Source organism: Ciceribacter lividus, from assembly GCF_003337715.1.
Classification (GTDB): Bacteria; Pseudomonadota; Alphaproteobacteria; order Rhizobiales; family Rhizobiaceae; genus Allorhizobium; species Allorhizobium lividum.
Genome location: NZ_QPIX01000005.1, coordinates 159,626 through 175,200, shown reverse-complemented (window position 1 = coordinate 175,200; position 15,575 = coordinate 159,626). Strand labels below are relative to the sequence as shown.

15 protein-coding genes are annotated in these 15,575 nt (G+C 62.8%); 2 read left to right on the top strand and 13 right to left on the bottom strand.

All coding sequences use genetic code 11. The annotated features are described in order from the left end of the window. Window positions 1-93 precede the first annotated feature (93 nt). Together znuA and DFR48_RS10815 are read left to right on the top strand one after the other, a co-directional pair. A complete protein-coding gene (gene znuA / locus DFR48_RS10820; RefSeq protein WP_114363157.1) occupies window positions 94-1,059 on the top strand; it encodes a zinc ABC transporter substrate-binding protein ZnuA in 966 nt (321 codons plus the stop codon). A 93-nt stretch (window positions 1,060-1,152) separates the two neighbouring features. Next, window positions 1,153-2,352 (top strand): GTP-binding protein, encoded by a 1,200-nt coding sequence (locus DFR48_RS10815; RefSeq protein ID WP_114363156.1) that lies wholly within the window; start codon window positions 1,153-1,155, stop codon window positions 2,350-2,352. Between the two features lie 27 nt (window positions 2,353-2,379). Here the strand turns inward: DFR48_RS10815 and lpxB are convergent, their stop codons facing one another. The 13 genes from lpxB to rpsB form a co-directional block, all read right to left on the bottom strand. Next, window positions 2,380-3,564: a lipid-A-disaccharide synthase gene (gene lpxB / locus DFR48_RS10810; RefSeq protein WP_114363155.1), complete on the bottom strand. Its 1,185-nt coding sequence runs from the start codon at window positions 3,562-3,564 to the stop codon at window positions 2,380-2,382. Beyond that, the gene (locus DFR48_RS10805) at window positions 3,561-4,439 is read right to left on the bottom strand and encodes an LpxI family protein (RefSeq protein ID WP_114363154.1); all 879 of its coding nucleotides are present in this window, start codon (window positions 4,437-4,439) and stop codon (window positions 3,561-3,563) included. Before DFR48_RS10805 ends, lpxB begins: the two co-directional genes overlap by 4 nt. A gap of 5 nt (window positions 4,440-4,444) precedes the next feature. Next, window positions 4,445-5,260 (bottom strand): acyl-ACP--UDP-N-acetylglucosamine O-acyltransferase, encoded by an 816-nt coding sequence (gene lpxA / locus DFR48_RS10800; RefSeq protein WP_112689757.1) that lies wholly within the window; start codon window positions 5,258-5,260, stop codon window positions 4,445-4,447. Continuing rightward, on the bottom strand, window positions 5,257-5,724 hold the full coding sequence (fabZ, locus tag DFR48_RS10795) for a 3-hydroxyacyl-ACP dehydratase FabZ (protein ID WP_114363153.1): 468 nt from the start codon (window positions 5,722-5,724) through the stop codon (window positions 5,257-5,259). The genes lpxA and fabZ overlap by 4 nt, the downstream gene beginning before the upstream one ends. Continuing rightward, on the bottom strand, window positions 5,717-6,781 hold the full coding sequence (lpxD, locus tag DFR48_RS10790; RefSeq protein WP_114363152.1) for a UDP-3-O-(3-hydroxymyristoyl)glucosamine N-acyltransferase: 1,065 nt from the start codon (window positions 6,779-6,781) through the stop codon (window positions 5,717-5,719). The genes fabZ and lpxD overlap by 8 nt, the downstream gene beginning before the upstream one ends. A 50-nt stretch (window positions 6,782-6,831) precedes the next feature. Continuing rightward, window positions 6,832-9,162: an outer membrane protein assembly factor BamA gene (gene bamA, locus DFR48_RS10785; RefSeq protein WP_114363151.1), complete on the bottom strand. Its 2,331-nt coding sequence runs from the start codon at window positions 9,160-9,162 to the stop codon at window positions 6,832-6,834. Window positions 9,163-9,355: 193 nt separating this feature from the next. Continuing rightward, window positions 9,356-10,486, bottom strand: coding sequence for an RIP metalloprotease RseP (rseP, locus tag DFR48_RS10780; protein ID WP_114363150.1), 1,131 nt, complete (start codon window positions 10,484-10,486; stop codon window positions 9,356-9,358). A 24-nt stretch (window positions 10,487-10,510) separates the two neighbouring features. Continuing rightward, on the bottom strand, window positions 10,511-11,344 hold the full coding sequence (locus DFR48_RS10775) for a phosphatidate cytidylyltransferase (protein WP_114363149.1): 834 nt from the start codon (window positions 11,342-11,344) through the stop codon (window positions 10,511-10,513). A gap of 2 nt (window positions 11,345-11,346) precedes the next feature. Then, window positions 11,347-12,090, bottom strand: a complete 744-nt coding sequence (locus tag DFR48_RS10770; protein ID WP_114363148.1) for an isoprenyl transferase — start codon at window positions 12,088-12,090, stop codon at window positions 11,347-11,349. Between the two features lie 52 nt (window positions 12,091-12,142). Further along, on the bottom strand, window positions 12,143-12,703 hold the full coding sequence (gene frr, locus DFR48_RS10765) for a ribosome recycling factor (RefSeq protein ID WP_114363147.1): 561 nt from the start codon (window positions 12,701-12,703) through the stop codon (window positions 12,143-12,145). A gap of 57 nt (window positions 12,704-12,760) precedes the next feature. Further along, window positions 12,761-13,483, bottom strand: coding sequence for a UMP kinase (pyrH, locus tag DFR48_RS10760; RefSeq protein ID WP_112689765.1), 723 nt, complete (start codon window positions 13,481-13,483; stop codon window positions 12,761-12,763). Window positions 13,484-13,577: 94 nt separating this feature from the next. Further along, window positions 13,578-14,504, bottom strand: coding sequence for a translation elongation factor Ts (tsf, locus tag DFR48_RS10755; RefSeq protein ID WP_114363146.1), 927 nt, complete (start codon window positions 14,502-14,504; stop codon window positions 13,578-13,580). Window positions 14,505-14,768: 264 nt separating this feature from the next. Then, window positions 14,769-15,536: a 30S ribosomal protein S2 gene (gene rpsB, locus DFR48_RS10750; RefSeq protein WP_112689767.1), complete on the bottom strand. Its 768-nt coding sequence runs from the start codon at window positions 15,534-15,536 to the stop codon at window positions 14,769-14,771. Window positions 15,537-15,575: the final 39 nt, after the last annotated feature.

The window sequence follows — 15,575 nt, the reverse complement described above, 5'->3', positions numbered from 1 at the left end:
CGTTTTGCTGTTGCGAACGGCTATGACACACGTTATAGCATTACGCAATTGATGTAATAACATTACATACCGTTCGCAAGCAGGAGCCTCGAAATGAATCAAAGCCTCTTCCGCGCGGCAGCATCGGTCGCCGCGCTGCTCGTCATGCCCTCCCTCGCCGCAGCCGAGGTTCGGGTCGTCGCTTCGGTCAAGCCGGTGCATTCGCTGGTCGCCGCAATCATGCAAGGTGTGGGCGAGCCCGCACTCATCGTCGGCGGCGCCGCCTCGCCGCATACCTACTCGTTGAAGCCATCGGACGCACAGAAGCTCGAGGATGCCGACGTCGTCTTCTGGATCGGGCACGATTTCGAGGCATTCCTCGACAAGCCGCTCGAAGCGCTGCCGGGCGACGCCAAGGTCGTCGCCCTGAGTGACGCACCCGGGCTCGTCAAGCTTCCCTTCCGCGAAGGTGGCCCCTTCGAGGCCCATGATGACGGCGACCACGAAGACCATGCTGCCGAGGCGGGCAGCGAAGCGGAACACCATGACGAGCATGAGCATGGGGGCACGGACATGCATCTCTGGCTCGACCCGATGAACGCCAAGGCCATGGCCGCCGAGATCCGGGACACGCTTGTCGCCGCAGACCCGACCAATGCCGACGCTTATCGGAAGAATGCCGAAATGCTCGACAAGCAGCTCGACGCACTCGATCGGGAGATTGCCGCGACCATCGCGCCGGTCAAGGACAAGCCCTTCGTCGTCTTCCATGACGCCTACCAGTATTTCGAGAACCGCTATCACGTCCGCGTTGCCGGCTCCGTCACCGTGAGCCCCGAGACGATGCCGGGCGCGGAGCGCCTTTCGGCGATACACGCCAAGATCGGCGAACTCGGCGCGGCATGCGTCTTCGCCGAACCGCAGTTCGAGCCGAAGCTGCTGAACGTCGTCACCGAGGGCACGGCGGCAAAGTCCGGCGTGCTCGATCCGGCAGGCGGGGCTCTCGCCGAAGGTCCGGCCCTCTATGGCGACCTCCTGCGCGCCATGGCGATCTCGCTCGTCGACTGCCTTTCCAGGTAATCAGGAGAAACTGAAGACGGCGGATGGCGACATCCGCCTTCTTTTGCGCTCAACTTGTTATAGTATTACGTCATCAATGGCAGGACAGACCCAATGAACAAGCTCCCCGTCACCGTCCTTTCGGGCTTCCTGGGCGCCGGCAAAACGACCCTGCTCAATCATGTGCTGCGGAACCGCAGCGGCCTCAGGGTTGCCGTTATCGTCAACGACATGAGCGAGATCAACATCGATGCCGCGCTGGTGCGCGGCGGGGACGCCGCCCTTTCCCGCACCGACGAACAGCTCGTGGAGATGAGCAACGGCTGCATCTGTTGCACGCTGCGTGATGATCTTCTCACTGAGGTGCGCGACCTCGCCGCGCAGGGACGTTTCGACTACCTGCTGATCGAGGCGACCGGTATCGCCGAGCCGTTGCCGATCGCCGCCACTTTCGAATTCCGCGACGAGAGCGGCATGAGCCTCTCCGATATCGCCCGGCTCGACACCATGGTCACCGTGGTCGATGCGGCGAACCTCCTGCGTGACTACAGCTCTTCCGACTTCCTCGCCGACCGCGGCGAGACGGCGGGCCCCGGAGACGCCCGCACCATCGTCGACCTGCTCGTCGAGCAGATCGAGTTCGCCGACGTGGTTGTGCTCAACAAGATCGGTCTCGCGGGCGCCGAAGACCGTGACGCCGCCCGCAAGATCATCGCCGGGCTCAACCCCGATGCGCGGATCATTGAAACGGATTTCGGAGCGGTGGCGCCGGGCGACATCCTCGGAACCGGTCTCTTCGATTTCGCCGAGGCCGAAACGCATCCGCTATGGTTCAAGGAACTGCACGGCTTCAAGGACCACATTCCGGAGACGGAGGAATACGGTATCCGCTCCTTCGTCTACAAGGCGCGCGCGCCCTTCGACCCGACGCGATTTCAGGCTTTCCTCAACAGCCCATGGCCGGGAGTTATTCGTGCCAAGGGTTTCTTCTGGCTCGCAACCCGGCCGCATCATGTCGGTGAACTCAGCCAGGCCGGGCCGCTCGTCCGCACCGGTCGGATGGGGCTCTGGTGGGCTTCCGTGCCGCGCAAACAATGGCCGGACGACCCGGGTTTCCTGCGCGCAATGACGCCCTATCTCGATCCCGTCTGGGGCGACCGCCGGCAGGAACTCGTCTTCATCGGTTGCGATCCCGTGAGCGAGAAGGATATCCGCGCCGAACTCGACGACTGCCTCGTTCTTGCGGACGGTTTCACGCCGGAGGCGTGGCGCAACCTGCCCGATCCGTTCGCCTCCTGGGCGACGCGTGCGTAGCGGCGCGCGTCTCCACGGACGCCCGTTTCAGAGCGAAGAGACAACACCCCTCTGCCGCAGGAGATCGAGAACGATGGCTGCGGCCGCCTCGCCCGGCGCCGTCTCGGTCTTCATCCTGGCCCAGACCTCGTCGAACCCGGCGAGCATGGCCCTGCGGTCGAGCGTATCGGCCGAAAGCCGCTCCAGCCAGCGAACCAGCGGACCGGGCCGGACTGCATCGTTCAGATATTCCGGTACGACCGGGTAGTCGGCGATGATATTCGGTAGCGCCGCGGACCAGACCTTGATGCGATTCCTCAGGAGCGTGATCAACCAGTCCGCCTTATAGGCCGAGACAGTCGGGATGCCGGCGAGCGCGAGCTCCAGGATGACCGTGCCCGAGGCGGCCAGCGCGGCGTCGGCGACTTCGAAGGCCCGCCACTTGTCCTCCTCGCCGAGGAGAATTTCCGGCCGCACCGTCCAGCCATCGGTGATCGCGCGGATCCGCTCCACCTGTTTCGGCACGGCCGGCAGCAGGAAACGCGCTGGTCCGTTGCGCTCGACGAACTGGTGCACGACTTCGCCAAAGATCGGGAGGAGCGTCGCGACCTCCGCCTTGCGCGACCCCGGCAGCAGAAGGACCGTCCGCGTGGCCCCTCCGCTCGGGACGCCCCTTGCGATGCGGGCAGCGCGCGTCTCGACGAGTTTAGGATAGGCGGTCAGCCGGTGGCCGACGAAGCGGGTTTCTGGGCCACCGAGCCGCTCCATGACCTCGGGCTCGAACGGCAGGATCGCAAGCACGCGGTCGACGTAAGCGAGCATGTCGCGAGCGCGGTATTCCTTCCAGGCCCAGACGCTTGGGCAGACATAATCCACCACCGGCAGGTCGGGCAGTGCCTTGCGGACCTTCTTCGCTACGCGATGCGTGAAGTCCGGGCTGTCGACGATCAGTAGCAGGTCGGGCTTTTCGGCGATGATCGCGTCGGCCGTCCACGAGATGAGCTTGATGAAGCGCGGAAGCCGCGCGAGAACCTGGGTCAGTCCCATCACAGAGAGTTCGGAAAAATCGAAGAACGATTTCAGGCCCTGCGCCTGCAACGCCTCGCCGCCAACACCTACCAGCTCAAGCGGACCGGAGTACCGGGTCTTGAGCGCTGCCACGAGATCGCCGCCCAGAAGATCGCCGGAGACCTCTCCCGCGATGACCGCGATCTTCAGGCTCCTCGCGCTCACACCAGTCCTCCCGGCAGACCAAGATCAATCCCGCAGACGAAGATACCGGCGGCGTCGGCAGCCTCCAGCACCGCCGCTCGTTCGATGATCAGAGCGCGACCCGCCTCGACGGCAATGCCGGCAAGCCCCGCCTTCGCGGCGTTCTCCACCGTCGAACGCCCGATTGCCGGCAAGTCGGCCCGGATATCCTGCTGCGGTTTGCAGAGCTTCACAAGCACGCCCTTGCGGTAGCTCGATATACGGCCCTCCGAGCGAAGCCGGGCCACGCGTGCCAGCATGGCGTCCGTACCCTCGACGCCTTCCAGCGCCACGATGCGGCCGCCGACGCTGACGGCGCCCTGCCCCACGTCCAGCCTTCCGAGCGCTTCCGCGGCTTCGGCGGCCCGCGCAATGTCGCGCATGTCGTCGCCGGAAGGCTTGATGCTGCCGAGCGGGCCAGTAGAGGCAAGGAGATCAGGCGCGATTTCGTGTGCCCCGAGGACCTTGCAACCTTGCGCCTCGATCAGCGCGATCACCATCTTCAAGACCGCGTCGTCGCCGCCCGCAAGCAGGGTCTTCACCGCCATCGGCAATTTCATCAGCGAGCGCAGATTGACGTGGATTTCGCGAAAGGCCGGACGACGCTTGACACCACCGGACAGCACCACGCGGCCGATACCCTTCGCCTTCACGAGACGGGAAAGCCCGGCCATGTCGCCGACGCCGATCACCGCACTGTCGAAACCGTCCCAGGTCTGGTCGGATTCGTTGCTGAGCCGGAAGATGAAAGGGTCCTCGCCCGCCTCGCGCGCCGCCTCGGCAACGAAATGCGGAAGCATGCCGCTGCCGGCGACGATCGCCAGCCGACCGTCATGCTCTCCGGCAGGGGCGGACATCGCCGTCAGTTCTTTCCGCGGAAGGGCGAGGAAAGCGCCCGGTCACTCTCGGCGGCGATGAAGTCCAGGATCTCGATCACCTGCGGGCAGTCGAGGTATTCCTCGCGAATGGCGGCGGCATTGGCGCGCGCCGAACCTTCGCCTTCGAAGATCTGCTTGAAGGCGCGACGAACACGGTGGATCACCGAGCGCTCGACGCCTGCACGCGTCATGCCGACAACGTTCAGACCGCCGAGCACGCCGGGATTGCCGTTCAGCATGCCGTAGGGAATGACATCGTAGCTGACCGCCGACAGCCCGCCGATGAAGGCCTGACGACCGATGCGGGTGAACTGGTGCACGGCCGATCCGCCGCCAAGGATCACCCGGTCCTCGACCGTGACGTGCCCCGCCAGCATGACGTTGTTCGACAGGATGATGTGATCGCCGAGCCTGCAGTCATGGGCGACATGCGAATTGGCGAGGAACAGGTTGTTGTTACCGACGATGGTCTTGCCGCCACCGCCGACCGTGCCGGCGTTCATCGTCACGCCTTCGCGCATCGTGCAGTTGTCGCCGATCGAGAGCGTGGTTTCCTCGCCCTCGTGATGCACGCTCTGCGGCTCGCCGCCAATGACAGCGCACGGAAAGATCCGCGCATTCCGACCGATGGTCGTAAGCCCCGTTACTGAGACATGCGACAGCAGCTCGCATCCGTCGCCGAGCGTGACCTTCGGGCCGACATGGCAGAATGGCCCGATCTTCACGTTTTCGCCGACAACCGCACCGTCCTCGACGACCGCGAGCGGATGGATGACGGCGCTTGCTGCGATACCGCTCATTTATCGTCCTTGCGCATGATCATGGCGCCGATATCGGCCTCGGCTGCAAGCGCGCCGTCGACCTTTGCCTCGCAATGGAACTTCCAGATGTTGCCGCGCTGCTTCTGCTTCACGACGTGGAACTCGACGCGGTCACCGGGAACGACAGGCTTACGGAAGCGCGCGTTGTCGATCGTCATGAAGTAGACGAGATTGCCACCTTCGCCTTGCTTGCGCGCACAGATCGCACCCGCTGTCTGGGCCATTCCCTCGACGAGCAGTACGCCCGGCATGATCGGAGCCTCAGGGAAGTGGCCGGTGAAATGTGGCTCGTTCGCCGTGACGTTCTTGATGCCGATCGCGGAATTGTCGCCGTCGATCTCGATGATCCGGTCCACGAGCAGGAACGGATAGCGGTGGGGCAACAGCTTCATGATCTCGAGGATATCCGCCGAACCCAATGTCGGCTTCGCGTCTTCAGTCATTCTTGCCCCCTTTCTCCTTTGCGCGGCTGTCCGCCTGGCCGAGCGCCGCAGCCACCTCGCGCAGATAATCCTTGAGCGGCCGAGCCGGCACGCCGCCATAGCGTTCGCCGGGTGGCACGTCTGCCAGAACGCCACTCATCGCCGCGATCTGTGCCCCGTCGCCGATCGTAATATGTCCGTTGACGCCACAGGCACCACCGATCATCACGCCGTCGCCGATCTTCGCGCTGCCGGCAATGCCGACCTGGCTCACAATGCCGCAATGACGGCCGATCCGCACGTTGTGACCGATCTGCACGAGATTGTCGATCTTCGTACCCTCGCCGATCACGGTGTCATCCATCGTGCCGCGATCAATTGTCGTGTTCGCGCCGATCTCGACGTGATCCTGAATGATGACCCGCCCGACCTGAACGATCTTCAGCATGCCGCGCGGACCCGGCGCATAGCCGAAACCATCCTGACCGATGCGGGCACCGTTGTGGATAATGACGTTGTTGCCGATCAGCGCCGCCAGAATGGTCGCGCCGGAAGCGATCGAGCATTCCCGGCCGATGCGGACATGCTCGCCGACCACCACGCCGGCGCCGATCCGCGTTCCACTGCCGATCTCGACGTGAGCGCCGATCACCGCCATCGGCTCGACGACGACACCCGGCTCAAGCCTTGCCGTCGGATCGACGAACGCAGCCGGCGAAATGCCCTCCGCCTTTTCAGCCGTCATCAGCGGCCGCATCGCCTTCGGATGCAGGATGGAACCTGCCATCGCAAAGGCGGTGTGCGGCGTCTTGGTCAGCAGGACCGGAACGTGATCAGGAACGAGAGAACGCAACGCCTTGTCACACAGGATCGCCGAGGCCTCGCAGGTCTGCAGTTCCTCGCGGTTCTTGCGCGAGAGGATATAGCAAATCTGCCCCCGTTTCGCCCGGTACACGGGCGAAACGGAGTGGATCAGTCGATCTGCGTGATTCTCGTTTTCGAGTTCCGCCCCGATCTGCGCAGCCAACGAAGCCAAGCTTATGCCATCATGGGGCGGAAAAAAATACTCATGCTCCATAAGCCATAGCCCCAGAACGTATTACTGCCTGCAGTCCGGGAGCACTCAACTCAGAACTGGTTCGCCATGCTGAAGCGGAAGTTCTGAACCTTGTCGAAGTCTTCCTTGACGACCGGGACAGCATAGTCGAAGCGCAGCGGACCAAAGGGCGACACCCAGACGATGCCGGCGCCGACGGAGGCGCGCCACGACATGTCCGTGCCAACTGCACCAGCGCTGTTGGCGACGTCATTGCCGTAAAGCGTACCGGCATCGGCAAAGACCGCGCCGCGCAGGTTGAAGTCCTGCGGGATGCCCGGCATCGGGAAGCTCGCCTCAGCCGAAGCCGTGAAGTAGGTCGTGCCGCCGAGCGCATCGCCATTTGCCATGCGCGGGCCGATACCGCTGCTTTCGAAGCCACGCAGATCCTTGCCGCCGATCATGAACTGATCGAAGACCTTGAGCGATCCGTTGGTCGAAACCACGTGGCCACCAGCCAGCGAAACGGAGCCGATGATGTCGAGCTCATCGGACAGGCTGTGGAAATAACGGAAGCGGCCGTAGATCTTGTAGAAGTCGGAATCGCCACCGAGGCCCGCATATTCCTGCGTGACGTTCAGGTACATGCCTTCACGCGCGATGATGCGGTCGTCCAGGGTGTTGTAGACCCAGGTATTGCCGATGATCGACTGCTTCCACGGGCTGCCGTCCACCAGATCCTTATAGGGCTGCGACAAGGCGGCGTAGTCAGTGCCGCTTGAGCTGTAGTCAATCTCCTTGTAGGTGTACTTCAGCGTCGTCGCCAGATCTTCGGTGATCGGCGCAGTAACACGGACGGTACCGCCCTTCTCGTCGTAATCGTAGTGATCGTTGCTGCTCGTCGAGCTCTTGAAGAGATCGAAACCGGCCGCCAGACGGTAACCGAGGAAGTACGGCTCCGTGAAGGAGAAGTTGTAGCTGCGAGCATTCTGGAAACCGCCGCCAGCCGCCAAACGGATGAACTGGCCGCGACCGAGGAAGTTCTTTTCTTCGATCGACGCTTCCAGGACGAACCCGTCACCACCGACCGAGTAGCCGGCGCCGACCCCGAACGAACCGGTCGGCTGATCTTCGACCTCCACGACGACGACGACGCGGTCGGGAGCGCTGCCCGGCGCGGTCGAGATATTGACCGTCGTGAAGTATCCGAGCGCCTCGAGACGACGCTTGGCCGCCGAGATGGTTTCCTGGTTGAAGGCATCGCCTTCACTGATGTCGAACTCGCGGCGGATGACGTAGTCACGCGTCCGGGTGTTGCCGCGGATCTCGATGCGCTCAACGTAGGCACGCTCGCCCTGATCGACGAGATAGGTCACGCCGATCGTGTTGTTTTCGAAATTGCGGTCGCCGCGCGGAACGACGCGAGCAAACGGATAGCCTGCCGACGAGACGCGACGCGAGATCGCTTCCATCGACTTCTGAACATCCTTGGCGCTGTAGGTATCGCCGGCACGCGACTCGACGTAGCGCTTCAGCTCTTCGCCATCGACGCCTTCGACGGTCGATTCAACCTTGATGTCGCCGAACTTGTAGCGCTCACCTTCATCGACCGTCAGCGTAATCGTGTACTCGTTGCCTGCCTCGTTCAGAGACACATCGGAGGAAACGACACGGAAGTCGGCATAACCGTGATTGTAGTAGAACTGGCGCAACGCCTCTTCGTCGGCGCGCAGCTTGTCCTCATTGTAGACGTCGCGACGTGTCAGGAACGACAGCATGTTCGAACGCTTCGTCTGGATGACAGACGCAAGGCGACCGTCACTATAGGCCTGATTGCCAACGAAGTTGATCTGGGAAATCTTGGTGCGCTCACCCTCATTGATCACGAAGGCGAGATTGACGCGCCCCTCGCCGACTTCGGCGACCTGGGTCGTCACTTCGACGTCGCTGCGACCGATCGCGGAATAGGCTTCCTTGATGCGCTGGATGTCGGCTGCGATCAGGCTCTCGCTGTAGGGGCCGAGCGACTGGGTCTGCACGACCGTCTGCAGCTTGTCGTCCTTGATCTTTCGGTTGCCGTTAAAGACCACCTGATTGACCAGCTTGTTTTCCACGACGGAAACCACAAGCGTGCCGCCGGAAACGGAAATCCGGACATCCGAGAAGAAGCCGGTCTCGTAAAGGCGCTTCACGGACTCATCGATATCCGCATTCGAGAAGCTCTTGCCCGGCTTGATGGTGATGTTGGAACGCACGGCCTCGACGCCGACCCGCTGGGCACCCCGGACATCGATACGCTGAATAACCGCCGCTTCGGCAACAACCGCCGATGCGAAAAAGGCAACGCCTGCGCCAGATGAAACAACACCAGCAGACAGAGCGACCGCCGATACTGCGTTCAAAAACTTTGAACCAGCCTTCATGTGTATTTCCAACCTTCTTCCCAATGTCCCGCAGCCGTATGCCGACTCCGGCCCGTGAGTGGTTTTAACGGGTTTTACCCTACAAGCAAGTGTGGACGTTAATTTCTATTTACTTCGTTTGTATCCGTGACCCAATCGCCACTACGAGTTTGAAACATCGTAAACAAATTGTATCTTACCTTTCAAGACGGCCTCATCCGATCAGCCGGCTGATGTCGTTCCACGTCGCGAAAACCATCAGCGACAGGATCATCGCCAGACCGATCCGGAAGGCAATTTCCTGAGCCGCCGCCCCGACCGGTTTCCCGCGCAGGGCCTCAAGCGCGTAGAGCACAAGATGGCCTCCGTCAAGGACCGGAACTGGCATCAAATTCAACAGTCCAAGAGAAACGGACAACACAGCCGCAAGATTGAGGAGCGCCAGAACGCCGAGAGAGGCCATCTGGCCGGACGCCTGCACGACCCTCACCGGCCCGCCGAGCTGATCGGCATTCATCCGCCCCGCGAACATGTTGGCGATATAGTCGACAGTTCCGGTGACGATGTGCCAGGTCTGGCGGAAGCCCTCGCCCACGGCCTGCAGCGGCGACAGCGGCTCGATGCGGAAATTGCCGCTGTCCTTGTTGGTGACGATGCCGATCTGGCCGACTTCCATCTTGTTGCCGAAGCGGTCGGTCGTAACCGTCCGGCGCGGCACCATGTCGAGATCGAGGAGACTCTCGCCACGCTTGACGGTCACGACGACCGGGATTTCCGGCCGCATGGTGATGTAACGGACAACGTCATCAAACGTCTCCACCTTGGAACCGTCGAGCGCGATCAGCAGGTCGCCCGGCTTGACACCCGCCGCCTCGGCTGCGCTCTCTGCCTTGACCTCGGCGACCACGGGATCGGCAACCGGCTTGCCGTAGGCGCCGAAGATCGCCGCAAAGATGACGATCGCGAGAACGAAGTTGGCGATCGGACCGGCGGCGACGGTGACCGCCCGTTTCCACAGCCGCGCACCGGCGAGCGTCTGTTCGCGCTCCGCCGGGCTCAGGCCTTCCAGTTCGCCGCCCGGACGGCTTGCCGCGTCCGCATCGCCGAAGAAGCGAACATAGCCGCCGAGCGGGATCGCGGAAATCTTCCAGCGCGTGCCATGCTTGTCGGTGAAGCCCACGAGCTCCGGTCCGAAGCCGACGGAAAAGGCGAGAATGCGGATGCCGGACCAGCGCCCGGCCAGATAGTGCCCCATCTCATGCACGAAGACGAGCAGCGAGAGGATGATCACATAGGGCAGGATATAGCCCGTGAGGAACCCGAAAAACGCCGTGATCTGATCCATTTCCGCTCCCTTTGATGGTTTGCGTCAGAGGCCGAGCAGGAAGCCGCCGAGCGATTCTATTCCGGCGCCGGTGACGGCCGAATAGCCGACAGCCAGAAGGAAAGCCGAAAAACAGGCAAAAACAAGTCCGTCGACGCGGTCCATGATGCCGCCGTGTCCCGGAATGATCCGTCCGGAGTCCTTCACGCCGAAGCGACGCTTTATGAAGGACTCGAAGAGATCCCCGATCTGGCTCGACACCGAGAGCGCAAAGGCGACGGCCGGGACCCACAGCGCGACGCTCTGGAAATAGGCGAGCGCGACGGCAATCCCACCAACAACACCCGCAACCGTGCCGCCAATGGCACCGGACCACGTCTTGCCGGGTGATATCTTGGGCGCGAGCTTCGGTCCGCCGAGCGCCCGGCCGACGAAATAGGCGAGGATATCCGTACCCCAGACGACCGCGAAGACGAAGAGCATGGCCGTGAAGCCCAGCGAATCCTCGCCGCGGATCGCCGAAAGCGAGATCGCGCTCAGGCCCGCATAGAAGATGCCGCCGGGCTGCCACCAGCTCCAGCGCCCTGCGATTGCCGGCAGTGCCGCCGTCAGCACCAGACCGGCGAAGAGCGGAACCGTCATCTCGCCCGAAGTCAGCAGTAACGTCGCGATCACGGCCAGGACGGAAAACCATCCCCAGGCATTGCCGCGCACGCTCTTTTCTGCGAGCCCTGTTATCATCGACCACTCGTGATAGACGAGCAGGCCGATCACCGAGGCGACGATGCGAAACGCCAGACCTCCGATCCAGGTCGCGGCGAGCACGATCGCGGCAAGGACGATTGCCGAATAAATGCGAAGACGGAGTTCTTGGGCCATCGTTACGAGCTCACAGCCACGGGCGTGGCCGACAGCCCGCCAAATCTCCGGTCGCGCGCCGCATAGCGATCGAGTGCCGAAAAGAAGATTTCGCGGGTGAAATCGGGCCAGTATTCCGGCACGAACATCAGTTCCGCATAGGCCGCCTGCCAAAGCAGGAAATTGGAGAGCCGCTCCTCGCCGCTGGTGCGGATAACGAGGTCCGGATCCGGAATGCCGGCGGTATCCAGCCGGTCGTTGATCATCTGCGCGTCGATCTCCGAAGGCTGCAGGCGGCCGGCCTGGACGTCCGCCGCGATCCCTGCGCAGGCTCGCGCGATCTCGTCGCGGGAGCCGTAGTTGAACGCGATGATCAAGGTCAGCGCACCATTGGCGCGCGTCGTCTCTTCCGCCTCGAGCAGGAGCAGGCGGATGTCGTCGCGCAGGTGCACGCGGTCGCCGATCACCCTGATGCGGACGCCCTTGCGATGAAGTTCCGCAAGGTCGCGCTGGACGAAGGTCTTCAGAAGCCCGAACAGATCATTGACCTCGGCCTGAGGGCGCCGCCAGTTCTCCGATGAAAAGGCGAAGAGGGTCAGGTACTTGATCTCCGCGTCGGCGGCTGCCTGAACGACCTCCCGGACTGCTTCGACCCCCTTGCGGTGACCGACCGCCCGCGGCAGGCCGCGCGCGTTTGCCCAACGGCCGTTGCCATCCATGATGATCGCAACATGCTGCGGGGCAGCGCGGCTCTCGGATATGGACATGTTCGATCCGGTTCTCCGTTCGGCAGGACGACAAGGGACGCGCCCGGCGTCCTCAGACCTGCATGATTTCCTTTTCCTTCTCCGCGAGCAAGCGGTCGACCTCAGAAATAGTATCGTCGGTCATCTTTTGCACCTTGTCCGACTGCGCACGGCTCTCGTCCTGACCGATAACGCCGTCCTTCTCGGCCTTTTTAAGGCCGTCCATACCGTCGCGACGCACGTGGCGAACGGCGACCTTCGCCTTCTCCGCATAATCGTGGGCGATCTTGACCAGAGACTTGCGGCGTTCCTCGTTCAGTTCCGGCAGCGGAATGCGCAGGTTCTGACCGTCGATGATCGGATTGAGGCCGAGATTCGATTCGCGGATCGCCCGGTCGACCGCGCCGACCATCGACTTGTCCCAGATGGATACGCCGAGCATGCGCGGCTCCGGGACGGTGATGTTGGCCACCTGGTTGAGGGGCACCCGCGAGCCGTAGGCTTCCACCTGAACCGGGTCGAGCAGGTTGGACGAAGCGCGGCCGGTGCGCAGCGACGCTATGTCGTGCTTGAACGCGTTGATCGCGCCTTCCATTCGGCGCTTCAGATCGTTGAGATCAACCTCTGCAGTCATGATGATACTCCTGTAGTCGATATGGCCGGCGGCCTGGAGAAAGAATGCCCCGGCGTTTCAGGTGTCGGAAACGACCGTCTTCCTGCCGCCACCGGCGAGGATGTCACGGAACCCGCCCTTTTCGTGGATGGAGAAGACGATGATCGGAATGTGGTTCTCGCGCGCCAGCGCGACGGCGGCGACGTCCATCACCGCAAGGCCCTTCTGCAGAACCTCGTCGTGGGTGAGCTTTTCAAAGCGGGTGGCGGTCGGATCCTTCTTCGGATCGGCCGAATAGATGCCATCCACCTGGGTTCCCTTGAAGATCGCCTCGGCGCCCATCTCGGCGGCACGAAGCGCCGCAGCCGAGTCGGTCGTGAAGAAGGGGTTGCCCGTGCCGCCCGCGAAGATCACGACGCGACCGAGCGACAGGTGATAGAGCGTCGCGCGCTGCGAGAAGCTTTCGCAGATTTCGGGCATGGCGATGGCCGAGAGCACCACCGTGTCGATGTCGAGCTTGCGCAGCGAGGTTGCGAGCGCCAGAGCGTTGATGACGGTCGCGAGCATGCCCATGTGGTCGCCGGTCACCCGGTCTCCGCCCTTGGAGGCCACCGCGACACCACGGAAGATGTTGCCCCCGCCGACCACGACGCCGACCTCCACACCCATGGCCCGCGCTTCGGCGATATCGGAGGCGATACGGTCCGCGACCGCCACGTCGATACCAAAACCCTGGCTGCCCATCAGGGCTTCCCCGGAGGCCTTCAGAAGAACGCGTTTATAGAGAGGTGCGGAAGACATGATCGCTCCTTGAATGACTAGATGCCGGATACACGAAGGGCATCGCGTTGTCACGCGATGCCCATGTTTTTCCAATGAAGGACGAAAGCGCCGATCAGCCCTTGGCGGCGGCTGCGACTTCGGCGGCGAAGTCGGTCGCTTCCTTCTCGACGCCTTCGCCGAGCAGAAGACGAGCCATGCCGGTAACTTCGATCGGAGCGCCGACTTCCTTCTCGGCTTCCTTGATCGCAGCGCCGACCGTCAGGTCGGGATTGATGACGAAGGCCTGCGAGAGCAGCGCAACTTCTTCGAAGAACTTGCGCATGCGGCCTTCGACCATCTTCTCGATGATGTTGTCCGGCTTGCCGGAAGCGCGCGACTGCTCGATGAAGACGTTGCGTTCGCGTTCGGCGACAGCCGCGTCGACTTCCTCGGCTCGGATGGCGAGCGGATTGGTGGCGGCGATGTGCATGGCGACCTGGCGGCCGATGGCGTTCAGCGCGTCCTTGTTGCCGGTCGACTTCAGCGCGACCAGCACGCCGAGCTTGCCGAGACCGTCGGCGACTGCGTTGTGGATGTAGGTGGCGACGACGCCGTCTTCGACCGAGAGCAGGGTCGCGCGACGCAGCGTCATGTTTTCGCCGATGGTGGCGATCGCGTCCTTCAAGCTTTCGGCGACGGACTTGCCGGTTGCCGGGTAGGTGGCGGCGGCAATCGCGTCAACCGAACCGTCGGTCGAAAGCGCAACGCCGGCAACGCCGCGAACGAGGTCCTGGAAGGCGTCGTTGCGGGCGACGAAGTCGGTCTCGGAGTTGATTTCGACGACGACGGCCTTGGTGCCGGCGCTGGCGATGCCGACGAGACCTTCCGCTGCGGTACGGCCGGACTTCTTGTCGGCCTTCGCGATGCCCTTGGCGCGCAGCCAGTCGATGGCGGCTTCCATGTCGCCGTTGGTCTCGGCGAGCGCCTTCTTGCAATCCATCATGCCTGCGCCGCTCTTTTCGCGCAGTTCCTTCACCATTGCAGCAGTGATCTCGGTCATTGTTTGCCTCTTGTCGGTTCAAGCGGTGCGCCCGCCCCCGAAACGACGGAAGGCGCCCTGTTTGGGGCACGAACTGTACCCGGAAGTATGACAACGTGATGAAGCAGCGCCATCACGGTAATAAACTCTGGTGACTATCGCGGCGGCGAGTTCGAAACGTCCGCGCCGCAAAGGAACAGGCCGCCAACAGCATCGCTGAGAGCGGCCCCGTCCCGTATCAGGAAAACGCGGCGAAGACCGAAAGGGCTCCGCCGCTCGCCATCGTCAGGCGCCGGCTTCGTCTTCGAGCGCCGGCTCGATCGGGGCTTCGGCTGAGGCGCCGATGTCACGACCGGAGGCACCCTGCTGACGTGCGATACCGTCGATCGCCGCGCGGGCAATCAGGTCGCAGTAAAGAGCAATGGCGCGCGAGGCGTCGTCGTTGCCGGGGATCGCGTAGTCGATCTGGTCCGGATCGCAGTTCGAGTCGATGATGGCAACGACCGGGATACCCAGGCGCTTGGCTTCATCGATTGCGATCTTTTCCTTGTTGGTGTCGATGATGAACATCAGGTCCGGGGTGCCGCCCATATCGCGGATACCGCCGAGAGCCTTATTCAGCTTTTCGCGTTCGCGCTCGAGGTTGAGGCGCTCCTTCTTCGAATAGCCCTGGGCTTCCGAAGCGAGGATCTCGTCGAGCTTGCGGAGGCGAGCAATCGAGTTCGAAATGGTCTTCCAGTTGGTCAGCATGCCGCCGAGCCAGCGGGAGTTGACGTAGTACTGGGCCGAACGCTTGGCGCTGTCGGCGATCAGGTCGGAGGCCTGACGCTTGGTGCCGACGAACAGCACGCGGCCGCCGCGGGCGACGGTGTCGGAAACGACCTGCAGGGCGCGCGAAAGCATCGGCACGGTCTGCGCGAGGTCGATGATGTGAATGTTGTTACGATCGCCGAAGATGTACGGCTTCATCTTCGGGTTCCAGCGGTGCGTCTGGTGACCGAAGTGAACACCAGCTTCCAGAAGCTGGCGCATGCTGAAATCAGGCAATGCCATGCCTTTTTCTCCTTTTCCGGTTGAACCTCCGCAAGGCGA